The organism is Paenibacillus sp. VMFN-D1 (genome assembly GCF_003386155.1).
Classification (GTDB): Bacteria; Bacillota; Bacilli; order Paenibacillales; family Paenibacillaceae; genus Paenibacillus_AQ; species Paenibacillus_AQ favisporus.
The window spans coordinates 13701-37374 of the sequence record NZ_QRDU01000003.1 but is presented as its reverse complement, the minus strand read 5'-3'; the positions used below and the strand labels follow the sequence as shown (position 1 = coordinate 37374).

23 protein-coding genes are annotated in these 23674 nt (G+C 50.3%); 18 read left to right on the top strand and 5 right to left on the bottom strand.

Going from position 1 to position 23674, the window contains the following annotated elements; all coding sequences use genetic code 11:
• Positions 1-234: 234 nt before the first annotated feature.
• The 16 genes from C7820_RS21085 (at position 235) to C7820_RS21010 (ending at position 14540) form a co-directional block, all read left to right on the top strand.
• On the top strand, positions 235-423 hold the full coding sequence (locus C7820_RS21085; RefSeq protein ID WP_036651115.1) for a hypothetical protein: 189 nt from the start codon (positions 235-237) through the stop codon (positions 421-423).
• Between the two features lie 222 nt (positions 424-645).
• Positions 646-1398 carry a type I methionyl aminopeptidase gene (gene map / locus C7820_RS21080; RefSeq protein ID WP_116233115.1) on the top strand — a complete coding sequence of 251 codons (753 nt, stop codon included), beginning with the start codon at positions 646-648 and terminating at the stop codon, positions 1396-1398.
• A 414-nt stretch (positions 1399-1812) separates the two neighbouring features.
• On the top strand, positions 1813-2856 hold the full coding sequence (gene coxB, locus C7820_RS21075; RefSeq protein ID WP_076172876.1) for a cytochrome c oxidase subunit II: 1044 nt from the start codon (positions 1813-1815) through the stop codon (positions 2854-2856).
• Positions 2857-2929: 73 nt separating this feature from the next.
• Positions 2930-4780 carry a cytochrome c oxidase subunit I gene (ctaD, locus tag C7820_RS21070; RefSeq protein WP_076172975.1) on the top strand — a complete coding sequence of 617 codons (1851 nt, stop codon included), beginning with the start codon at positions 2930-2932 and terminating at the stop codon, positions 4778-4780.
• Entirely contained in the window at positions 4777-5403 is a 627-nt protein-coding gene (locus tag C7820_RS21065; RefSeq protein WP_116232721.1) for a cytochrome (ubi)quinol oxidase subunit III, read from the top strand. The genes ctaD and C7820_RS21065 overlap by 4 nt, the downstream gene beginning before the upstream one ends.
• A 4-nt stretch (positions 5404-5407) precedes the next feature.
• The gene (locus tag C7820_RS21060; protein ID WP_116232720.1) at positions 5408-5728 is read left to right on the top strand and encodes a cytochrome C oxidase subunit IV family protein; all 321 of its coding nucleotides are present in this window, start codon (positions 5408-5410) and stop codon (positions 5726-5728) included.
• Between the two features lie 98 nt (positions 5729-5826).
• Positions 5827-6741: a cytochrome c oxidase assembly factor CtaG gene (gene ctaG, locus C7820_RS21055; RefSeq protein WP_076172879.1), complete on the top strand. Its 915-nt coding sequence runs from the start codon at positions 5827-5829 to the stop codon at positions 6739-6741.
• A 28-nt stretch (positions 6742-6769) separates the two neighbouring features.
• On the top strand, positions 6770-7234 hold the full coding sequence (locus C7820_RS21050; protein ID WP_116232719.1) for a DUF420 domain-containing protein: 465 nt from the start codon (positions 6770-6772) through the stop codon (positions 7232-7234).
• Between the two features lie 402 nt (positions 7235-7636).
• Positions 7637-8581: a DUF4850 domain-containing protein gene (locus tag C7820_RS21045; protein ID WP_116232718.1), complete on the top strand. Its 945-nt coding sequence runs from the start codon at positions 7637-7639 to the stop codon at positions 8579-8581.
• A gap of 208 nt (positions 8582-8789) precedes the next feature.
• A complete protein-coding gene (locus C7820_RS21040; RefSeq protein ID WP_147306294.1) occupies positions 8790-9506 on the top strand; it encodes a hypothetical protein in 717 nt (238 codons plus the stop codon).
• A gap of 52 nt (positions 9507-9558) precedes the next feature.
• On the top strand, positions 9559-9969 hold the full coding sequence (locus C7820_RS21035) for a GntR family transcriptional regulator (RefSeq protein ID WP_116232716.1): 411 nt from the start codon (positions 9559-9561) through the stop codon (positions 9967-9969).
• Positions 9970-10908 carry an ABC transporter ATP-binding protein gene (locus tag C7820_RS21030; RefSeq protein ID WP_116232715.1) on the top strand — a complete coding sequence of 313 codons (939 nt, stop codon included), beginning with the start codon at positions 9970-9972 and terminating at the stop codon, positions 10906-10908.
• Positions 10886-11788: an ABC transporter ATP-binding protein gene (locus C7820_RS21025; RefSeq protein WP_116232714.1), complete on the top strand. Its 903-nt coding sequence runs from the start codon at positions 10886-10888 to the stop codon at positions 11786-11788. The genes C7820_RS21030 and C7820_RS21025 overlap by 23 nt, the downstream gene beginning before the upstream one ends.
• Positions 11781-13070: an ABC transporter permease gene (locus C7820_RS21020; RefSeq protein WP_116232713.1), complete on the top strand. Its 1290-nt coding sequence runs from the start codon at positions 11781-11783 to the stop codon at positions 13068-13070. Before C7820_RS21025 ends, C7820_RS21020 begins: the two co-directional genes overlap by 8 nt.
• Before the next feature lie 43 nt (positions 13071-13113).
• A complete protein-coding gene (locus C7820_RS21015) occupies positions 13114-13296 on the top strand; it encodes a hypothetical protein (protein ID WP_116232712.1) in 183 nt (60 codons plus the stop codon).
• A 38-nt stretch (positions 13297-13334) separates the two neighbouring features.
• Positions 13335-14540: a TraB/GumN family protein gene (locus C7820_RS21010; RefSeq protein ID WP_116232711.1), complete on the top strand. Its 1206-nt coding sequence runs from the start codon at positions 13335-13337 to the stop codon at positions 14538-14540.
• A 126-nt stretch (positions 14541-14666) separates the two neighbouring features.
• On the opposite strand, the gene C7820_RS21005 is transcribed toward C7820_RS21010, so the two are convergent.
• The 4 genes from C7820_RS21005 to C7820_RS20985 form a co-directional block, all read right to left on the bottom strand.
• A complete protein-coding gene (locus C7820_RS21005; protein ID WP_116232710.1) occupies positions 14667-15761 on the bottom strand; it encodes a sensor histidine kinase in 1095 nt (364 codons plus the stop codon).
• Complete coding sequence (locus C7820_RS21000) at positions 15754-16434, bottom strand: response regulator transcription factor (RefSeq protein ID WP_105445633.1); 681 nt, start codon at positions 16432-16434, stop codon at positions 15754-15756. The genes C7820_RS21005 and C7820_RS21000 overlap by 8 nt, the downstream gene beginning before the upstream one ends.
• Positions 16435-16558: 124 nt before the next feature.
• Complete coding sequence (locus C7820_RS20995) at positions 16559-17125, bottom strand: class I SAM-dependent methyltransferase (RefSeq protein WP_116232709.1); 567 nt, start codon at positions 17123-17125, stop codon at positions 16559-16561.
• Positions 17126-17975: 850 nt separating this feature from the next.
• Entirely contained in the window at positions 17976-18899 is a 924-nt protein-coding gene (locus C7820_RS20985) for a WD40/YVTN/BNR-like repeat-containing protein (RefSeq protein WP_116232707.1), read from the bottom strand.
• A 173-nt stretch (positions 18900-19072) separates the two neighbouring features.
• Between C7820_RS20985 and C7820_RS20980 the strand changes: the two genes are divergently transcribed.
• On the top strand, positions 19073-20563 hold the full coding sequence (locus C7820_RS20980; protein WP_116232706.1) for a glycoside hydrolase family 43 protein: 1491 nt from the start codon (positions 19073-19075) through the stop codon (positions 20561-20563).
• Positions 20564-20652: 89 nt separating this feature from the next.
• On the opposite strand, the gene C7820_RS20975 is transcribed toward C7820_RS20980, so the two are convergent.
• A complete protein-coding gene (locus tag C7820_RS20975; RefSeq protein WP_116232705.1) occupies positions 20653-21792 on the bottom strand; it encodes a GntR family transcriptional regulator in 1140 nt (379 codons plus the stop codon).
• Positions 21793-22225: 433 nt separating this feature from the next.
• Here C7820_RS20975 and C7820_RS20970 point away from each other — a divergent pair, with 433 nt between their 5' ends.
• Positions 22226-23611: an ABC transporter substrate-binding protein gene (locus C7820_RS20970; RefSeq protein WP_116232704.1), complete on the top strand. Its 1386-nt coding sequence runs from the start codon at positions 22226-22228 to the stop codon at positions 23609-23611.
• The last annotated feature ends 63 nt before the right edge of the window (positions 23612-23674 follow it).

Sequence of the window (23674 nt, the reverse complement as noted above, 5' to 3'; positions counted from 1 at the left end):
ATTCCTTACATTTTTTTGGAAAGCTGTTTTCAGCATTAGAATATGATACAATGAAGGGAGTGATTCAATAACATCCTCTTAGGGTATTCTTAGTGTCAGATACCTTTAGCGGCAGCCGGGAGCGTTCAGCCCAAACCTATAACTGCAAATGACGACTTCACAGATGTCAGGTAAGGTCTTTTCGGCATTCTCAAACTGGAGCAATCCATTCAAGTGTTTTGGGAGGGAACTATCATGGCAACGAAAGGTCACAATGAAGTTAAAGAAAGTCTGCGCGAGATGACACGAATTTTCCGGCCCAAGGATCCGAAGAAGTTTGTTAAGGAGTACGTCCGGAAATATCATATTATGGGGGGATACGAAGAGGAATTAACCTCGGTTGTGGAACATGAGTTAGGGCGGATGAATTCGTCTGTTTCCTGACAAAGCTGGCCGTAACGAGCGTATCGCTTATTGAATTGCAGTTGAAGATTTGGACACGATTACGATGAAGCTGAAGAATAGCCTGATAACATGACCGTATTCCGCGGAACCTGCGCGGGATACGGTTTTTTGTATTTCATGTACCTGTATGCGCGACTCCGGGCATATATTAAACCACGGTCTAATTCATCATTCTTTAGCATCGGAAAGGACGTGCGGCGCTTGGAGATTACGCTGAAGAGCAGGGAAGAGATCGGATACATGCAGGAAGCGGGACGCATCCTTTCGTCCTGTCATCGGGGAGTTGCGGATAAAATCACACCCGGCATTACGACAATGCAGATCAACGATTGGGTTGAGGAATATTTGGCCAGGCAGGGAGCCGTTCCTGAACAGAAGGGGTTTAAGGGATATCCTTATGCCACATGTGCTTCGGTGAACGATACCGTATGTCACGGCTTTCCCGACGAGGTTCCCTTGGCGGAAGGGGACGTGGTCACCATCGACATCGTAGTCAACAAAGACGGCTGGCTGGCCGACTCCGGATGGAGTTATCCCGTCGGCAGGGTCAGCAAACCGCTGGAGCGTTTGTTGAAGCGCACCGAAAAGGCACTGTACAAAGGCATCGCGCAGGCCGTCGCGGGCAACACGATCGGAGATATCGGCTATGCGTTGGAGAAGGTGGCCAGGCGGAGCCGATACGGCATCGTCAAGCCATTGGTAGGCCACGGCATCGGCCGGTCGCTGCATGAGCCGCCGGACGTGCCGGCGTTTGGGAATCGTCGCGAGGGGTTGAAGCTTGTTGAAGGGCTGGTCATCACCATCGAGCCGATTTTTACCCTCGGGCCTTCGGGGGCGGTGCTCTGGAACGATGACGGCTGGAGCGTGCAAACAGCGGACGGAAGCAGGGGTGTGCAGTTTGAGCATACGGTTGCCGTCACCCGGGACGGCCCGTTGATATTAACACAGCAGTGACCCGGAAGGATTCGCCACAATTTGTCATATTTCGATCGACAAAAAGAACCTGTCCCCAGGTTCTTTTTTGTTTGAATTTGACGATTCAAAAATTCCATAACAGGTAAAAATGAATGTAAACGTTGAAACTTGGGTATACGAAGGAGGATGGACCGGGTTGCACGTAATGGGGCTGGCAAGCGGGATGTAAACCCGCTGAAAACGATTGCAAAAGCTTTTGTGGCGCGACTTTCGGCACTTTTCGAACAATTTGTGAACTAGGTTGGAAACATTGACAAAATAGTACTGGAAACTTATATTTAATAGGTGATTGTTTTAATTGACAGTAGCAAATCATTCGTGATAGTGCAGGTGAATGGCCGTTGAATGTGCTTTCAGCGGAGCCTGCGAAAATGGAAAAAGTGGGGTAGATCAATGATGAAACGGTGGCAGGCTGTAAAGCGACTTCTTCCCTTGCTCGCAGTATTTTCTCTGCTTTTAGCCGGGTGCGGCCGCGAGGACTTGTCGGTTCTGAGACCACAGGGACCGGTGGCTCAAGAACAGCTGGGATTGATGAAGCTCGCAATCTCAATCATGATTGTGGTACTCGTAATCGTTTTCGCGATTGCGGCATACGTGCTTGTGAAGTTCCGCAGAAGAAAAGGGCAGAACGGTGTGCCTGAGCAAGTTGAAGGCAACTTCAAGCTGGAAATCATCTGGACAGTGATTCCGCTCGTTCTGGTTATTATTTTGGCTGTTCCTACCGTACAGCAGATCTTTGCTTTCGGTGACGATCATTACAATGATAAGGACGCCGTACAGGTTAAGGTTACGTCGCACCAATACTGGTGGGAGTTCGAGTATCCGCAGTACGGTGTGAAAACGGCCCAAACCCTGGTTATTCCGACTGGGAAGAAGATTGCGTTTGAGCTGAAAACGGCGGATGTACTCCACTCGTTCTGGGTTCCTTCGCTCTCGGGTAAGATGGATACCAACCCGGATGGTACCATTAACAGATTCAGCTTCAGCGCCGATAAAGAAGGCGTTTACCGTGGTAAATGTGCGGAGCTCTGCGGACCTTCCCACGGTTTCATGGAATTCAAGGTTAAAGCGGTTAACGGAGATTCCTTCAATAACTGGGTAACTGCCATGAAGGCACCGGCTGTGCTTCCTGAAGATCCGGCTTTGGCAGAAACCTTCAAGAAACAATGCTTGTCCTGCCATGCTGTTGGCGACCAAGGCGGACCTGTAGGCCCTAACCTTACCGGCATCGGTTCCCGTGAATCGGTTGCAGGTATCTTGCTGAACGAAGGCCAAGATGGCGGGAAACCAGTCAAAGAGAACCTGAAAGAATGGCTGATGGATCCACAAGCCGTTAAGCCAGGCAACAAAATGCCTAATCCGAAGGATCTCGGTCTGACTGACGAACAAATCGATGGTATTGCCGATTACTTGGCCAACTATAAATTGAATTACTAGTAACAGCAAGATTGAATAAGAGGGGGTACCAACCTTGGCTCATACTCACAGTGTCAAGCGTCATACGGGCTTGATGGACTGGCTCACCACCGTGGACCACAAGAAGATAGCCATCCTGTATTTGCTTGCAGGCGGCTTGTTCTTCGGATTCGGCGGCGTGGAAGCCTTGCTGATCCGTCTGCAATTGATTAAGCCTATGAATGATTTAGTATCAGCGCAAACCTTTAACGAATTGATCACGATGCACGGAACGACCATGATCTTCCTTGGTGTCATGCCAGTGATCTTTGCATTGATGAATGCTGTAATTCCGCTGCAAATCGGCGCCCGTGACGTCGCTTTCCCATTCGTCAACGCACTTGGCTTCTGGACGTTCCTGTTCGGCGGAATCCTGCTGAACCTGAGCTGGATTATGGGCGGCGCGCCTGACGCCGGCTGGACGGCCTATACGCCGTTATCGACTTCAACTTACAGTACAACGCACGGTGTCGACTTCTATACGGTCGGTCTCCAGATCGCCGGTCTCGGTACACTGATCGGCGGCATCAACTTCCTGGCGACGATCATTACGATGCGCGCACCGGGAATGTCTTTTATGCGGATGCCGATGTTCACATGGACATCTTTCATTACTTCCGCGATGATTCTGTTTGCTTTCCCTGCCATTACGGTAGGTCTGGTGCTGCTCTCATTTGACCGTATTTTGGGAGCGAATTTCTTTGAAGTATCCAATGGCGGTAACCCCGTTCTTTGGCAGCATATTTTCTGGATCTTTGGTCACCCTGAAGTATATATTCTCATTTTGCCTGCTTTCGGGGTTATTTCTGAAGTTATTCCAACTTTTGCACGCAAACGTCTTTTCGGTTACAGCTCGATGGTGTTCGCGACCATCCTGATCGCCTTCCTGGGCTTCATGGTTTGGGCTCACCACATGTTCACAACCGGTCTCGGACCGATTGCGAACGCGCTGTTCTCGATCGCGACGATGCTGATCGCCGTTCCGACGGGGATCAAGATCTTCAACTGGCTCTTTACGATGTGGGGCGGACAGATCCGCTTTACGAGCGCAAACCTGTTTGCCATTGGTTTCGTTCCTACATTCGTCATGGGTGGTGTTACCGGGGTCATGCTGGCATCCGCGCCTGCGGACTACCAGTTCCATGATACTTACTTCGTCGTTGCCCACTTCCACTACGTAATCGTAGGTGGTCTGGTATTCGGTCTCTTTGCGGGTCTGCACTACTGGTGGCCTAAAATGTTCGGCCGCGTACTCAACGAAACGATTGGTAAATGGACGTTCTGGTTCTTTGCAATCGGCTTCCATTTGACATTCTTCGTACAGCATTTCCTCGGACTCATGGGGATGCAGCGCCGTATCTTTACGTATCTGCCTAACCAGGACTTCGATACATTGAACTTGGTAAGTACGGTCGGGGCGTTCCTGATGGCTGTCGGCGTTCTGCTGTTCTTGTTCAACTGCTTTATTACTGCCGCCAAGCCAAAAGGCGTGGCCAACGATCCTTGGGAAGACGGACGTACGCTCGAATGGGCGATTCCATCGCCACCTCCTGAGTACAACTTTAAACAAATCCCGCTGGTACGCGGACTTGACGCTTACTGGAAAGAAAAAATGGCAGGCAACAAAGAGATGACTCCTGCAGAACCGCTGGGATCCATCCATATGCCTTCGCCAACGATTTTGCCTTTTGTAATGTCCGTCGGTATTTTCATCGCCGGTCTCGGACTGATGTTCAGCAGTGAGAAATTCAACAATTCCTTTATGAGCATGATCTTCAACAACTGGATCGTCGTCATTATCGGACTTGTCATTACGTTCGGATCGATGCTGCTTCGTTCGCTGTTTGACGATCATGGCTGGCATATCGAACCGGAAGAACTGGAAGAAGAGGGGGTTAAAGCATGACATCGGCACACGCAGAATCGGTAAACGGCTCATTGCCGCATGAACCGGAGAAAGCAACCCTGGAAGGCCGCAACAAAGTGCTTGGCTTCTGGCTCTTCCTTGGCGGAGAGTCCGTGCTCTTCGGTACCCTGTTCGCCACGTTCCTGGCGCTTCGCAACCAGACCAATGACGGCCCGACAGCCCATGAGCTCTTCTCGCTGCCAACGACGGCTGCAGCCACGTTGATCCTGCTTGTCAGCAGTTTGACGAGTGTATTCGCCGTACAGGCGTTGCACCGTCATAAAGCAGCTGCACTCAGATTGTGGTTGATCATTACGGTTATTCTGGGCCTTGGCTTCCTTGGCCTCGAGATTTACGAGTTCCACGAGTATGTCACCGCCGAGAAATTCGGCATGACGACAAGTGCCTTCAGTTCGGCGTTCTACACGCTGGTCGGTTTCCACGGAGCTCACGTTGCATTCGGTGTATGCTGGATCGGTATTCTGATCGGCCAGCTGTACAAAAAGGGGTTAACGGTCGTAACGGCTCCGAAGGTTTACGTGTCGGCCATGTACTGGCACTTTATCGACGTCGTATGGGTCTTCATCTTCTCGGTCGTTTACCTGCTTGGAAAGGTGGGCTAAGATTATGACTACGGTTGAACAGCATCAAGATGATACGGTAAAACACGGTCATCGTCATGAAGGACCGCAAAAGCATGTCATCGTATTTATTTTCTCCATTATCCTGACCGCCATCGCTTTTGCTTCGGTTATGGCTGGCGGGGTGAACGTCGCCTTCACGGTTATACTTCTCGTCGTGATGGCGGTGTTGCAGGCACTGGTTCAGTTGGGATACTGGATGCACTTGAAGGATAAAGGACATTTGATGCCGATTATCTTCATGTGCGGTGGTGGCTTTGTCGCATTTACTGCGATCGTCACAGCATTGTATTGGGTTTGGTGGTAAAATAAAAAGAGGCGGGCCGGATGCCCCCTCTTTTTTTAAATGGCATCAAGGTGTCACAATATCGACAGAAATTCCGCCCGGCGGGAGGAGGTTTTCATATGCTGGGGTTAGAATATTTTAGCTTTGCCGCCTTGTTCAGTCCGTTGTTTCTGGCGTTTATGCTGCTGGTAACGGCCGCATATTTTGTTGTTATCGGCCCGCTCAGTGAGAAGTTCGCGGATGCCGAGCCCGTATCGATCGGCAAAAAGATCATGTTCGTCAGCGGTATGTTCTTCCTGTATCTCGCTCAGGGCGGACCGGTGAGTCTGCTGGGCCACATTATGTTTACGTTCCACATGACATCGATGGCTTTGTCTTACCTGGTAGCTACGCCGCTTATTATGCTGGGGATTCCGACCTGGCTGTGGCGTGCTTTTGACCGGATCAACCCGTTCAAGAAGCTAGGTTTTCTGACCAAGCCGGTGGTCGCAGCTGTCGTATTTAACGGATTGTTTTCGTTCTACCATATCCCTGCGATCCACGACTATGTCATGCTGCATTTTGCGGTACACCGGCTGTACTATATCGTTTTGTTCATCGCTGCCGCGCTTATGTGGTGGACGCTCATTAATCCGCTGCCGGAGAAACACCAGGCATCGGGCCTTGCGAAGATCGGGTTTATTTTTCTGAACATGGTGCTGCTGACGCCTGCTTGCGGCCTGATCATTTTCTCGACGCAACCGATGTATGCGACCTACAGCGATCCCAATACGTGGGCCAAAGCGATGGGATACTGCGTATCGGGCGATACGTCGGCTCTGCTGCAGACTTTCGGCGGACCAAGCTTTTTCTATGGGCTGAGCACCAAGGTCGACCAACAACTGGGCGGCATCGTCATGAAGTTCATTCAGGAATTTATATTCGCTTCGATGCTGGCGAGGGTATTCTTCCGCTGGTACAAGAGCGAAAATAAAGAGGATGACGACGATATCATTCCAACCGATCTTTCTGACGGTTCTTTGAACCGGGCATGAGTTGGTCTAAGCGTTAAGGAGGATTTTCATGGATTTGTATACGCTGTTCCCTACGATCAGCACTTCATTCATCGTCATCAGTGCGATTCTGGTGGCCATCGGATGGGCCTTGATCGTTCAAGGCAAACGGGACGCCCATAAAAAAGTGATGATCTGGGGCGCTATTGCAGCGCTGCTGTTTTTCATTATTTACGTGTCCAGAACGGCCTTTGTCGGCAACACCTCATGGGGCGGCTCGGACGAAATGAAGATCTACTATCAGATCTTCCTGATCTTCCATATCGTTCTGGCGACGGTTGCTGCGGTATTCGGGATTACAACGCTGGTTCTGGCATTCCGGGAAAGGTTTGCGAAGCACCGGAAATGGGGCCGGGTTACGGCAAGTATTTGGTTTGTCACAGCCATCACCGGTGTTGTGGTTTACGTGCTGCTGTACGTCCTGTATCCTGGCGGGCATACAAAGCCGGTATGGGATGTTATTTTGGGAGCATAACCCGAGTGGATCGGGTACAAAGAGAGTCCGGCGGAAACATCCGCTGGGCTTTTTTTATGAAAAGCCGCTGATTCCGCTGGAAAGCCAAGGTTTTTCGTGTTTGTTTAATAGGATGAAATAACGCCAAGTTTTCTTTGCCAGATGTCAGTTCCGAAGTGCTGTATTGCATTTTTTAGGGTATTGGCGTCGGGTACAGTTAAAATGGTTAAAAAGTTTTAGAAAGACGAGATATATAGATTGAACCAAAGTTTTGCATTGAACTTCCAGTTATAAGGGTCCCATGCGGTCCTGTTACAATTATTTCTTTAGTTCATTCAATCTAGCGGAAACTTTTGTGCTTCTTCAAACGTTATTCATATATAAGGTTCACTGAACGAAGCTAAGAGAAGGTATGGGGATGACATGAGGCGAAGAAGGAATTTTATACATAGTAAAAAAATGGTGTGGGTTTTCATCATGCTGCTCTTCTGCGGCTTCATTGTCATGTTTACCACTTCGCTCATCCCGAAATACATACCCGCTGTGACCGACGGTGATCGTACGGCCCAGGCCGGTGGAACAGACAGGGATCCGGCAGCGGGTCAAGGGGCCGGCAGTCCCGGCGGCGGAACCACCGGCCAGCAGCAGGAAGCTGGCTTCAAACCAAGCAGCGTTCAATGCGGCGTGATGAAGCTGAGACATGGCGCTCGAAAACCGCAGGATGATCAAATCCCGCTGTACTGCATCGAAGGGAAATATCATGCCGGAGACACACCCATGATGCAGCCGGCAAGCCCGCTGCAGGTGAAGATTGACACCGTCATCCCGGAGAAGATTTTGTCGGATCTGGGAGCGTTCTGGTTAAGCGATTCTTCCGGAACCTGGGGGCATCTGCTCCTCGCCCCGAGACACTGGGAAGTCGTCCGGGCCGATACCGGAGCCAACGGATCGGTGGGCCTTGAGCTTGCTGATCCGCAGCACCCGGACCGCAGGGCCGTTTACTTGGACGGCGGCCCCTGTCAGGGCTGCAACATTGCGTTAATCGGTTCCTATTTCACGGCCTTAAAGAATTGGGCCGAAGAAAAGGGCTTTCCCGGGAAGACGATGAAGTTCCTGCATCATGCTTACGTTCGGAACCATGTCGTCACGTACGTTTTAGCACCGGGCAGCACGGCTTATAAGACGGTCGGCGCTGCGTTTGAGCGCCATGAACCCCAGGATGCGATGTTTACGCGTTACGAAATCAGCGTTCCGCCGGAGGATTTGGATATGGCGAACGTCATGCTGGATTTCTTTGCACGCTTTCCGAGTTCCGTTGCCGCCGATCTTTCGGTTCAGCCATACTTGGGAATGCCAAGCGTTTCCTAACTCAACATGCACTGCTTCAAGCAGCACCCGACAATGGGGTGCTGTTTTTTTGTTAATATTTTCATTTCGCCGTTGCATCTCCGGCAAGCACACTGTATACTGTGTATAAACATATACACAGTATACACACTGAGTGGTGAATAAGCACAGTGAACCTGTGCTGTATATACACCCTTATGGATTACGGAAAAAGCGAGGGCGATTGTTGTTGAACACCATAAAAGACGCTTGGATGATGGTACGAAAGGATCTGCGCAGCGAGAAAAGGTACCTCCTGTGGTCGATCATATTTGCTGCCTACATGGGAGGAACCACAGGGGTCATGATGCTGGGGCGAGAAGAGGCACGATCCCTTGGTCCGGTAGCTGATTTCATCCTGCTGATGTTAGTTCCGATGCTGGGGTTTTACTTCTCCCGAAGATCCTTCAAGTATTTAACGGAAGATTCCTATACGCGAATGCTGGCATTCTTCCGGGTGCTTCCGATCTCTAACGGCGTGGTCTTGGTATATCGGGTGATACAATCGGTGCTGGCCTTTGCCGTGAACGGCATCATTTTCTTTGTGATTATGTATTGCGTGCAGGGGACCTTGCTGGATCATATGCGGTTTGAACATTACCTGGCCTTTGCGCTGACGTGGGTCGGTTACGGGCTTATGATGACAGGACCCTATATCTATTTTGAGTTTTCCAATCATGGCAAAGCTTATCTGCTGTCGACCCTCATTTTCCTCGTTGGCTCCGTAGTGGCAGCAGCAGCCGTTTATGCGGCGGGAGGGAACCTGCTGGTGTACACGGTGGAGGTATCCAAACGATGGAGCCTGCTATCGCCGGCGATGTGGGGGATGCTGCTGGCCGGAGTCATCAGCCTCGTGCTGTGCTCGATCGGAACGCTCCGCAGGCTGGAATCTAGAGATCTGGTGTAAGCTTTGAAACCAATAAGAGGACTGACGAGTATAGCAAGGTGAGGTGCGAAAGGTGTGGATACCTATACAAGTGAATGAGAACAGCGCTGAACCGCTCTATCATCAAATCGAATCCCAATTAAGATCGCTGATCATCAGCGGACAGATCGAGGAGGGAACCCTTTTGCCGTCAATTAGAGAGTTTGCCAACGGGCTGAACTGCAGCGTAATTACGGTTCGAAGAGTGTATCAGGATCTGGAGAGCGAAGGACTTCTGCGCACGAAGCAGGGAACCGGCACATTTGTCGCCAAGGTTGGTACTTCACAGCGTGAAGTATTCCGGCGGGAGGCGGTAGAAGAGGCGCTCAGCCATGCTGTGGATGTCGGGATGTCCGTTAAATGCGAGGAAGATGAGCTGAGGGAGCTGTTTTTATCGATACTGAAAAGAAAGTACCATCCGGAGAAGGGAGAAGGTGAGGCATAAATGGAACAGCCCATCATACGAATGGAAGGCGTGACCAAGCAGAGACGGCATAAAACGATCGGACCGATCGACCTGGCCCTGCCGAAAGGCTATGTGTACGGGCTGATTGGCGAGAACGGCTCCGGCAAGAGCACGCTGATCCACATGCTGCTGCAGACGGTGTTTCCGGATTCGGGGCGCATTTCCTGGTTCGGCCACGCTTACAGTAAAGGCATTCCTACGGAAGTGCGCAGACAGATCGGGTATGTGGCGGAAAAATCCAACCTGGAGGAGGATAACTTGACCGCCGAGGAAGCCGCGGCCTTTCGGGCGTACTGGTATCCGGAATGGGATCAGCCTTATTTTGAAAAGCTGTGCGATCTGTTTCAGGTACCGAAAGCGACGAGGCTGCGCAAAATGTCCAAGGGGGAGCGCCGCAAATACGAAATTGCCGCGGCCCTTGCACCGCATCCCAAGCTGCTGCTGCTGGATGAACCATCGTCGGGTCTGGACCCTTTTGCCTGTAAAATGATGATCGAGGTGCTTAGGGAATGCCTGCAGACCGAAGATACGACGATTGTACTGTCCACGCACATTATTGATGAGGTGAAAAGGCTGGCGGACTACGTCATGCTGATTCACCACGGCAAGTGGATGGGGATGGCGGAGAAGGACAGTCTGCTGGACAACTGGAAGGAAGTGTGGGCAGGGTGCCCCGAGACCGATCTGGAAGAACTGCCGAACATTGTGCAGACGCAGCAGGAATCCCATGGCGTTACGCGTGTGGTGACGACGTCATGCCGTGAGCTGGAACAGATCCTGTACGATTCAGGTATCAACGTGCTGAAGACACGGGCTTTGGAGCTGGACGAGATTTTAACGTTGTGGTTGCAAGGATATAAGCCTGCCGGCGTGCAGGAGGGGGAGGAGCAGACACATGGAACCATTAAAACTAGTTAACGTGGTAAAACAATACGGAGATAAAACCGCAGTCAACCAAATCTCGCTGGAGGTCGGCAGAGGAGAAATTTACGGGCTGCTTGGGGCGAACGGTGCCGGCAAAACGACGACGATGCGTATGGTGCTTGGCCTGATTTATCCGGACGGGGGAGAGATTCTGTATAACGGCAAGCCCTATCATGCGGGGCTTCAGCAAATCATGGGATACCTGCCGGAAGAAAGAGGGCTGTATCCGAAAATCAAGGTCAGCGAGCAGATCGTCTATCTGGCCCGTCTTCGGGGCATGTCGCAGCAAGACGCGGATAAGAGCCTGCGCTACTGGCTGGAACGCTTTGACGTTCCGGAGTATTACGATAAGCGGATCGAGGAGCTGTCCAAGGGCAATCAGCAGAAAATGGGCTTTATCGCCGCGATCGTGCACAAGCCGCAAATCGTCATTTTAGATGAAGCGTTCAGCGGACTGGACCCGGTCAACGTTGAACTGCTGAAGGCGACCGTCAAGGAACTGCGGGACGAGGGAACCAGCATTCTATTCTCCACACACCGGATGGAGCATGTCGAAGAGCTGTGCCAGCGCATTACGATTTTGCACAAATCCAATACGGTCGTTCAGGGAAATATCCGGGATATCAAGAGCCGTTATCCCCGTGAGGAAGTGCTGCTTCATACGACAGGCGATGTCGGCGGCCTGGATGTGATTCCGGGAGTGACGGCTGTGGAACGCATTGATCGGGGATACCACATCCGGATCGCTGCGCCGGAAACGGCCCAGGCCATTCTGCAGAAGGCGATGCAGGAAACCACGGTGGAGCGCTTTGAAATCAAGGAGCCGACGCTGAACCAAATCTTTATTCAAGAGGTGGGTGATTCGCATGAATAAGCTCGGGACGATTATCGGTTTTACGTTTAAAAATAAAGCCAGAACGAAATCTTTTCTGATTACTACTCTGATTCTTGCACTGCTCATTACGATCGGCATGAACGTGCCGTATATCATTAAGCTGATCAAGGGTGACGACGCATCCAAGGCCGAACAGATCGGGATTCTCTACGGCTCGCAGCCGGTCATTGCCGCGGAACTGGAGAAGTATGCCGCGCAGTCCGGCAATAAGGACTATACGTTCGTCAAATACGAAGGGACCGCTCCGGATCAGGCGAAAAAGGACCTGGAAGACGGGAAGATCGAGGGTTACCTCTCTTTTGACGGCGGGGAGGGGGCATTTCCTGCTGTCACTTTCACCGGCGGTGAAGACGGCATGGGGCAGGGAATCAGCAGCTTTCTGATGCCTGCGCTGCAGACGGTCAAAACGACCGTAATCGCCAAGGATGCGCTGTCTGCGGAGCAGATCGCCGCTCTGAACGAACCGGTCAAGCTTGATACGGTGCGGATTAACGCGGAGGGTAAGACGGAGGCTGGGGGAGACACCCACCGCGAAGACATGCAGAAAGCCATGAACTATGTAGTCGTTTATGTGCTGCTGATTCTGTTCTTTACCTCCAATATGATGACAGGCAACATGATAGCAGCCGAAGTAACGTCGGAGAAAAGCTCGCGGATCATGGAAATCCTCATCACCAGCGTTTCGCCGCTGGCCCAGATGTTCGGGAAAGTGATCGGTATTTTCCTGGTCGGGATTGTGCAAATTGCAGTGTTTGGCGTCGTGGTCGGGGCGAACCTGATGCTGCCGCATAACCAGGACATTCTGCAAGGATACAGCCTGAGCATCTCGGATATTAACCTGCCGGTGCTGCTCTACGGACTGGTGTTCTATATCTTGGGTTACTTCCTGTATGCGGTGCTGTACGCGGCCATCGGATCGATTGTCAGCCGTACCGAGGATCTCGGCCAGGCCGTAATGCCGATTACGATGCTGGGTCTGGTCTCGTTTTACATCGGACTGTTCAGCATTACTGCATCGGGCAGCATGCTGATCAAGGTGACGAGCTTCATTCCGTTCACCGCTCCTACCGCGATGCTCGTGCGGATCGGGATGGGGACGGTGCCGACTTGGCAGATTCTCATATCGCTCGTTTTGCTGCTGGTGTCCATACTGTTTTTTGGCTGGCTATCCGCGAAAATCTACCGCACCGGCGTCCTGATGTACGGCAAGCGCCCATCCATCAAAGAGCTGCGCAAGGCCATGAAAGCTTACAAGATTTAGGCAAGGATTCTCATTTAATTTGTTTGATAAGGAGAGACTCGGCATGAGTAAAAAGGCTTTTCCATACGTCATCGCGGCAGGTATGCTGCTGATCGTCGGTCCGCTGGCCCTGAAGCATACGGGTGTGGTATTAAACGACTTTGCGGACGGCCTGCTGACTGGGGCGGGAATGGGCTGTATACTGCTGGCGGTGATCAAGATGCCGCGGAAGACGGCAGAACAGTAACAGCCCAGTCTATAAACTACAATAAGGGGAATCTCTAAATGAAAAGTTGGAAACGAACGCTCTTATCTCTTATGATTTCTGCAGGAATGCTCGCTATATCGGCTCCGGCCATGGCTGCTCCGCTGCAGCCGGAACTCAAGGTCAATAACAAGACCATCGATTTTGCCACGAGTGCACCTATTGTTGATCAGGGCACTACGCTGGTCCCGCTGCGCACGACGCTTGAAGCGCTAAACGTAAAGCTGACCGATGTAGAGAACGGAACCATTCATGCCGTTGCGGGTGATCAGAAGATCACGCTGAGCAGCAAGACGAAACAGGTTAACGGCGTGACTTACGTGCCGGTCCGCACCATTGGTGAAGCCGCCGGTTACACGGTCTATTGGGATCCGGCAACCCGCACGGTATTCCTGCTCTCGAAAGCAACGAAAGAAGCCGGCCGCGGCTTCATGTGGGAAGTGCAAAATAACGGGAACACGGTGTACCTGGTAGGATCCATGCATATTGCGGACGACAGCTTCTATCCGCTTCGCCCGGAATTCGAGCAGGCCTTTGCCGAAGCCGATTATTTAGGCGTTGAGATTGACCTCAGCAAGGCAGCCGACGAAGAGCAGCAGAACATGATCATGAAGCTGGGCATGTACCAGGACGGCACGACGCTGAAGGACCATGTGTCTAAGGAAACGTATGCAAAAGTGGGGGACATTCTGGAGCAAAACGGAATGAAACGGGATGCACTGGATGCATTCAAACCATGGGTCGTGGAGACGACCATCAGCAGCCTGAAATCGGTCATGGCCGGATACGAGGCAACGGAAGGCATTGACCTATACTTCATTCAAAAGGCGCTGGAGCGCAAAATTCCGATCGTGGAGCTGGAATCCTACGAGTCCCAACTGAGCATGTTCGATCAGTTCTCCAAAGAGCTGCAGGAGAAGAACCTCAAAGCAGCACTGGACAATTTCGACGTCCTGGACGACGGCGTTGACCAAATGGCGGACATGTGGAAAAAAGGGGACGAAAAGGCGCTGCTGGAGCTGACGAACAGCATGGCAGGAGACGCGGAGTATAACAAAGCGATGCTGATCGACCGCAACATCGGCATGGCCGATAAAATCGACGGATACCTGAAAAGCGACAAGAAATCGGAGTACTTCATCGTCGTCGGCGCAGCCCACTATCTGGGGGAACATGGCGTGATTAAACTGCTCGAGGATAAAGGTTATACGGTTGTACGTAAATAATCACCCTGTAATGCATGTTTCATGCGGCGACATTGCCGGTTAGCCGGTTAGTCTGGAAAAGAAAAAACTTAAGCCGGGGACTCCTGCGTCCCTACTGGCTTAAGTTTTTTTATATACCTAATGGACCTATTCATCTGTGTTATCCCTTAAAGGCAGCGACAGATGAAAGGTAAACAATCGATTCCTATGCTGGAGCGTCAAAGTACCTCCGTGCAGCTCCACAATGTTCCGGGCAATGGAAAGGCCAAGACCGGAGCCGGATTGAATGCCTTCACTGCTTCGGGAATGGTCTACCTTATAAAAACGTTCGAAGAGTTTATGTTCTTGCTCTTCGGTAAGAGGGTTTCCTTTATTTTCGATTTCAATGATGATATGCCGATGATCCGACTTCATCATGACGCGCACGGTCCCCGGTTTTTCCGAGTATTTCAAGGCGTTCATCAGCAGATTATCGATGGCTCGGGCTATCTTTTCACTGTCAATGAGGGTAATCGCAGGAGAACTGCCAATCTCTTTCACGATGGTGATTTCATTCTCCTGGGCAATCGGTTCGAATTCAAAAAGCAGCTGATCGAGAAGCTGGAATATGTCGATCGGCTTTAAGTCGAGGTGAGGCTCGGTTGAGGTCAGCCGGGTATATTCAAACAGATCATCGAGCAGTTTTTTTAAATGCACAGCCTTGTTATAAGTGTTTTGCACAAACCGCGTATACTCGTCTGTATCCTGGAAGGAATTTGTCCTTAAAAGCTCGATATAGCCGATAATGCTCGTAAGCGGCGTACGCAAGTCGTGGGAAATTCCCGTGATCATCTCCATCTTGGAGTTCTCCAATTCCCGCTCTTTATCAATCTGCTGCTGCAAACGCTGCGCCATCAAATTGATGTTGTAAGCGACCCTTCCGAGCTCATCTTTTCGCTTCACATCCACGCGATAATTTAAATCGCCTTCAGAGATCTTTTGCAGTCCGTGTTCCAGATGAACCAGGTCTTTTACGATCCGCCGTGTCAACATAAAAAAGGTAAGGATAAAGATGATAAAAAAGAGGGGCGTAAGAAAGTAAGGAAAGATATTTCGGAGGACGTTCCATTTCAATATCTTTAAAAATAATAAAATGCAGAGATCATTTATGGCCGTAGCGATGATCAAACTGAGCACCATGCGGATTAAAATATTGATTTGGATCTTTTTCTTCCTTTTTGGCTCCTGTCCATGTTCATTCAATTTTATAGCCAACTCCCCAAACGGTTTTAATGTATTTTGGCTCTCTTGGGCGATCCTCTATTTTTTCCCGTAAATTGCGAATATGAACCATCACGGTATTGTCCGAATAGCCGTACGGTTCTTTCCAGACGCTTTCGTAAATCTTCTCGGAGCTGAATACCTGCCCAGGATGAGTCGCGAGCAGCTCCAGAATGGAAAACTCCAGAGGTGTCAGCGAAATGTGGTTCCCTTTTAAGGTGACGGCATGCTTGGCCTTATCTATGACAAGGTCTTTAAGGATGATCAGAGAATGAAACTCCTCTTTTCCGATTAAGGATTGCCGCCGCAGTTGAGCTTTGACCCGGGCAAGCAGTTCCAGCGGATTAAAGGGTTTGACCATGTAATCATCCGCTCCGGTCGTCAGTCCCGTAATTTTATCGATATCTTCTTCTTTGGCCGACAGCATGATAATGGGGGTGCTGGATATTTCCCTGATTTTCATGCAAGCTTTAATCCCATCCATTCGCGGCATCATCACGTCCAGGATGACCAGATGAACTGGAGTTGTCTGAATGATACTCAGCGCTTCCAGACCATCTGCCGCCTCCAGGACATGGTATCCTTCATTGCGTAAATAAACGTGGATGACGTCTCGAATTTCCGGATCGTCGTCTACGACAAGCACGGTGTTCATGGTATGCTGCTCCTTTATTTTCGGATTACGGGTACTACAGCCGTTCAACATTTGCGGCCCATATTTATTCTACATAACGGGTTGGCCGAAACCAATTTCCAAGCCGATCCGGCGCCAAGATGTTTTACAGCATCTCCTTTTTACGGCAGGTGTAAACAAAAGCCGGAGGGAAGTTGAGGGGGACAAACTCGATGTTTTCAATGGTGAACGCCTTGGCAAAATGCTTTTTCATTTGCAGGGAGTACTGGAAAGCGACAAAAACGCCCCCTGGTTTTAACGCCTCAACCATTTGATGAAGCAAGGTTTCGCGCATTTCACTCGTGAAATTAAAAAAGGGTAATCCGCTGATAATACAGTCAAGCTGGCCGATGCCTTCTTGATGGATGGTTTTAACGAGCTGGCAGGCATTCGAGTAACACGGAAAATACGGGTACTCGATCCTTAAATTATTTCGCATCTTTTTATCTCTTTCGAACAATAACACTTTTGCAGATTCATGTAACTGCGGCTTTATGAAACGTGTGATCGCGCCTGTACCTGATCCGAGTTCCGCAACAGCCTTTACCTCGTTCCAGGGTACGGACTGAACCATTTTAGCGGCAAGGTAGCGGGAACTCGGGATGACGCTCCCTACCCGTTTGGGCTCTTTAAAAAATCCCTGTAAAAATAGCAGATGTTCATTGATGTTCAAGCGGTGTTCCCCCCAATAAAGTGATCGGACAGTTATGAAAAGTTATGATTCATCAAGCTGTATCGCTTGTGGTTGGCATGAACCATCATAACGAAAAAATCTGAGGACTTTATGGGGGGAAATCTAAAGAAAATCTGAAGATGGCAAAGAGGGCAAGCAGGAAAACAAATAACCCTTGATCCGGAAGGGTACCGAACTAAGGGTGTAAGCGTTGGCTTTCTATGGAAACACGAACTGATAAACATTAACCTGGGAAATGCTTGAATTTCCATTTTAAAAACATGTATTAATTCATGGGTGTATTCTTCCTCTTTTTTAAATAATCAGAAATCCAAGTTAAAATCCATTCTATAATATGATAAAAAACGGATATTGATAGGGCAGCTAAATAGCTTTTTATATAAATACCATTAAACATAAGTGCAATTAAATAAATCATGAGACTATCTGCAGTAATAGTAATGGCATTCTTCGTGTAAGCAGACACTTGCTTGCCGGAAGTGAGCCTTACAAAAGTGACTAACAAAGGATTTATTAGGGTTTCGAAAATTAGGAATCCTGAAATTATAAAGATAGAAAATACGAATAGGTCATCATATTGCTTGAAGTCCAATAAATTAGTTATTTCAGCAAAAGAGTAAAAAAACAAACTGTATAACACTCCAAAAGCCATAAGTGGACCTAGAATTAACACAGCTAATAAAGGTACAAGCCATACTTTTACTTTTCGCGGTGCTGGCTCATCATGATCTCGCCTATCTAGATACTTTATGAGCTCGTTTAGGATACAACAAACTGCCAGAAATAATATCCCTACAATCACTAGATTAGTGATTTGTAATACACCTCCTTATTTTGAAAGGAACAATTTATCCCAATGCTCTCCGGCATCCTTTGTTGTATAGATGTATGTCCGGTTCTCCGTATCACTGACGAATTCTATGGCCAGGCTGCCGGTCTTGCTGTCGGTAGCATCGAATTGAGGCGGGGACACGTTTCCGTATTTAAAGCCTTCAGGGATATCGATGTGTTGCAGAGCCCAGTTTTTGCCCCCATTTGTGGTTCTGTATAGAGGGACGGTTACGCTGCCGTGATAACTTGCGGCAATCCAGCCATGCTGGGCATCAGCAAAAGTAACGCCGGATACATAACCATCAACCTTATCGGACACGTCGGATACCAGGGAAAAAGATTGCAATTCGTTGTCTGAAAGGTACAATTTCTTCGTCATTAACCCCGCGCCAGGATCGGAAGTGAGCAAGAACCAGATCTGATTCTTCCCGCCTGCTTCAGCCATCGCGACAAAAATATTACTGTCGGTCATTCTTTGATTCAGGTCGGGGTCCAGCTTCCATGCGGACGATTTCCAGTTTGCTCCCCGATCCGGACTGTAAAAGGTCAATAAGCTGGCTTGGCCGCCTTGAAGGGCGGAATAGATAAACCAACCTTCCGAGCCTGTGGCATGGGCGTAAATCCGTTCGGCATTCTCCGGCACTTGGGCTGGTTCGGGGAAATCCTCAGTTGCTCGAGCTGTTGGTTCACTGCTGCGGTTGTCTTTTGTCGTACTTGTTTCTGCTGTGGCATCATCCAGAGTGCCCGAATTGGCATACTCTAACGCATTTGAATCAGGCGGGCCTTGTTCACTTAGCTTACCTCCGGTTTCGTGTACAGCAGCCTCTGGGGGATGAGATTCCGGATGATCCGTCCCCTGGGAGCAGCCAATCATTCCGGAAAGGAGAGTCATGGTCAGAGCAAGTATAGATAAACGCGGCATCTACATACCTCCTTTTTTAGCGATTATATCCAATGGATGCTCTGAACAAGTAACAGGATGATCATAAAGTTTTAATTTGACATGATTTTTCTGCTGATTTTTCGGGTATTTTTGTTATCCGCTGTAAGGTAAAATTCAAACCATCTATGCAGATCTCATACAGAGGTGAACCCATGAAATACGATAACCCGGTCATTAAAGGGTTTTATCCCGATCCCAGCGTTTGCAAGGTGAACGATACTTATTATCTCGTTTGCAGTTCGATGCAGTATTTTCCCGGCGTCCCTCTATTTGAAAGCAAGGATTTGATCAACTGGACCCAGATCGGCCACTGCCTGACGCGCAAGAGCCAAATTCAGCTGGACAAGGTCAACAGTTCGGGCGGTGTATTTGCTCCCACCCTGCGGTATAACGGCGGACGGTTCTACATGACCACGACCAACGATACGACGCGCCAAAACTTCTATGTATGGACGGACGACATCTACGGAGAATGGTCGGACCCGATCGGTGTGGATCAGGGCGGAATCGATCCGGATTTGTATTTTGAAGGCGGCAAAGCTTATTTTATGAGCAACGGCGTGGACGATGAAGGCATCGGCGGCATCGTGCAGTGTGAAATCGACATCGAAACCGGACGGAAGCTGACGCCAAGCCGCTCCATCTGGCAGGGAACGGGAGGACGCTATCTCGAAGCCCCGCATTTATACAAAATCGACGGACGCTATTATATAGTAGCCGCAGAAGGGGGCACCGAGTTCGGACATATGGTGACCTACGCGCGGGGAGATTCTCCTTCCGGACCGTTTGAACCGTATGCCCATAACCCTGTGTTAACCAACCGGAATATGGGCGGCTATGAAGTGCAGGCAGTGGGCCATGGCGATCTCATTCAAGACCGCAGAGGAAACTGGTGGCTGCTTCACCTCGGATTCCGGCAGATGGGACAGTGGATTCCTTATCATCATCTGGGGCGCGAGGTATTTTTGACACCGGTTACGTTCGGCGAGGACGGCTGGTTCACGGCAGGACATCATGGCACGACACTGTCGTCCTTTGAAACCGACCGCATTCCGGATGAAGTCGTGCAGCAGGAGAAGAAGCGCTACACTTTTGAAAATATGGAATGGGGCAAGGACTGGTGCTATCTGCGCCATCCGGATCTTGGAAACTACTCGTACGAGCATGGTATGCTAGAGCTGAGAGGAACCGAGATAACGCTCGATCAAGCGGATTCTCCCACTTTCATCGGGATTCGTCAAAAGGATTTTGAAGCGGTGATTTCCTGCGACGTAAGCCTCACTCAAGGTGAAGCCGGCATTACGCTCTATATGGACGAGAACCATCATTACGATATGGCGATACGTCAAGGCGGAAGCGGGTATGAGGTCATTGAGCGCCTGAATGTGGGGGATATCAAGTCCATCGAGAAGGCTGTCGATTTGAAAAATAGCAGCCGAGTCTCCCTGGTGGTCGAGGCGAGCCACACACGCTACCGGTTCCTTCTGCGAGCTGACGGCCAGGAAATACAGCTTGGCACCGCACAGACGAAATACCTTTCTTCCGAAGTAGCGGGAGGATTTACAGGTGTCATCATCGGTTTGTACGCATACGGCAAAGACGCTGCCGCCCGATTTACGAATTTCACATGCGAATATCTATAATTTTTCAATCGATAGGGAGGGCCGTAAGGTTCTCTATCTATTAAAAAACCGACGTGAAAACGTCGGTTTTTTGCTTTTTAAATGCGTCGTCACAGCCCTCTTTGGGAAACGGAAGCGCCGGCATGCACCGACGTCGAACGGCGCGGAATGAGGCGGGTCGGCAGCTTGATCTGCTTGTACCCGGGTGCGTCATTTTCGATCTGCTCGACAATGAGCTTTCCGGCCTCCCTACCCAATTCCCGTTCCTGCTGCACCACGGCCGTCGGGGGAACGATGCTGAAATCGGGGTATACGACGTCATCAAAGAAGACCACGGAGAGATCCTCAGGTACGCGCAGTCCCATAGCCAAGGCTGCCTGGATGACATGCGGGCTGAAATTCGAAGAAAGGGCCGCGGTCATATGCGGGTTGGCCTGCAAAAACTGCTGGATCATCTCGATGACCTCTTCGTCGCTATTGTCCATCCCCAAACGGGTCATCTGCAGGCTGCGGTCGATGAGAATGTGACGGTCTTCCAGTGCCTGTTCATATCCGGCAAGCCGATCCTCAATACTCGACGTTCCTTCCGATTTGGTGGAGATAAATCCGATATGCCGATGCCCCAGATCGTACAAATGCTGTACAGCCTGTTGGCCTGCTTCGTAATTGTTGGAGCTGACCGAGTTGGTCTCCACTCCTTTCAGCAGCCGGTCCAACAGCACCAGCGGAAATCGGTTCAGTGTCAGCGACAGAATTTCGTTATTGTAATTTTCGCCTTCTACAGGATAGATGATCAGTCCGGCAACGCCGGCCTGCTTCATCTCGCGTATTTTCCGGATTTCACACTCCTGGGAGTCATTCGTTTTGGAAAATAGCAGATGATAGCCTTCCTCCGCTAAAGAATCCTCAATACCGCTGAGCAAATTGGCGGTAAAACGGTTGTCCAGACGGGGCAGCAAAAAGCCGACGGACTTGCTTGACGGCAGTGCCGCTTCGGTCGACAGCGGGGGAAACAGAGCCTCCGCTCTTTGTTCCGACACGAAGGTTCCTTTTCCCTGCATGCGGTATACGATGCCTCTGTCCACGAGGTCGGACAGCGCATTCTTGACCGTAATCCGGCTTACTCCGAATTGATCCGAGAGCTCATTCTCCGAGGGGATGCGGCTCATCGGCTTCCAGTTCCCGCTGCGGATCTGCTCCAGGATATAATTTTCGATCTTTTTATACATGGGAGTAAACTTTTTCGTCATGTTTGGCGCTCCATTCGAGAATAGGTCTGTTTAAAATATATTACAATTATCCAACCCGAACAAGTATAAAATACAAGTTATTATATCGAATGGTATGTTTTTATATTTCATTTCCCTAAATGATCTAGTGGAAAATACGAGTTGTTTCACTGCTTTTTCGTAATATTGATCATATCTATAACTAAGTTGTAATAAAAAAATAAACATTTACATTAAAAAATAAGATGTTTATATTGTTATCATAAGTTGAGTCGAACATCGTGAAGGCATCGTGGAAGGAAGGCTGGAAGCGATACGGGGCAAGGTTCGCACTTGTCATATTTTAACAAGGGGGTGGTATCCAAATCCGCCATATTGAAAGGGATTGCAATCTGTAGAACCCTTCAGAAATAACAACCGATATTAATCGATTAAGCGAAAAGGTGGTTATCCCATGAAAAGAAAAGCAACCTTGATGGTAACGATGCTGTCCGTTCTTTGCTTGTTTGTAAGCGCTTGCTCAGGCGGACAGAAGCAGGAGGGCGGCAGCAGCGCGGAAGGCAGCAAGCATTTGACCATGTGGACCTGGAAGGTCGCTTACACGCCGGGAATCGAAGCGGCAGCCAAGCTGTACGAGGAGAAGACCGGAGTGAAAGTGGATGTCGAGACCTTTACGCCTGACGATACTTACAGACAAAAGTTTCAGGCGGCGGCCAACTCGAAAAATCTCCCCGACGTCGTCAACTGGTGGGCGACAGCGGGCGACTCCATCGAAGGATCCGTGCTTGAGCTGTCGGGCGAAGTCGGCGACGACGTGCTGAGCAAGTATTACGGTACGGCCATGGATCCGATCAAGGTGACCCAGAGCCAAGTCGATTCCTGGCAGAAGGACAAAAATGCCACGACCGTACAAAAGTCGCTGAAGGCGGGGCAGTTCTACGGACTTCCGCTCGATATCGGCGGATTCTTTACCTTTTACGGCAACAAGCAGCTGATCGAGAAGGCGGGGCTTACCGCCGAAGCTCCGAAAACGTGGGAAGAGTTCGTCACGATGATGGAGACGATCAAGAGCAAGACGGGAACACCGGGACTTGTCTTTGGCGCCAAAACGTCCGACCTGTGGGAGAACTGGGCCGGATCGGCGCTGGCGATCATGTATGGCGGGCCTCAATCGTATATTGACCTGCTGGAACGAAAAGCGAAAATGAGCGATCCGGAGCACCTGCCGGTTGTTCAGGCGGTACAGACGCTCGCTGACAAAGACTTGCTGATGCCCGGCATTTTGTCAACGGATATCGACGGCGCGGACCAGGCGTTCGCCGCGGGCAAAGCCTCATTTGACCTTGGCGGTTCGTTCACGATGTCCACGCTGCTTGCGATGGGGATGAAACCGGAGGATATCGTCACGTTCCCTGTGCCGCCGATTGACGGCTCGAAGATCACTTCCTGGACGACAGATCCGTTCACACTGACGATGCTGTCCGTGAATAAAGACTCGAAGAACAAGGATGCCGCGCTTGATTTTATCAAGTATATGACCACGGATCCGGATGCGGCCGTTGCGTTCGCGAATGCGGCTTATACGGTTCCGGCCCTGAATTTGGGCGACCGTGCCAAAGATCTCGATCCGAACCTGAAGGCGATCGTTGACTCGTTCGCCACCGAGCCCGGACCGTATTCGGAAGCGCAGCCGGCGATCAGCGCTTACCGGGGCAAGAACAAGGAGTGGGAAGTGTATGCCCAGTCCATCCAATCCATGATCGAAAAGAAAATGACGGCCGAACAGGCTGCGAAAAAATTCGACGATACGATGAAGAGCCTGCAGGCCAGCGGCAACTGATAACCGGCTCTGGCTGTATGATGCAAACGGCGGCAGGGACAAGCGCCTTTCCGCCGCTTGCTT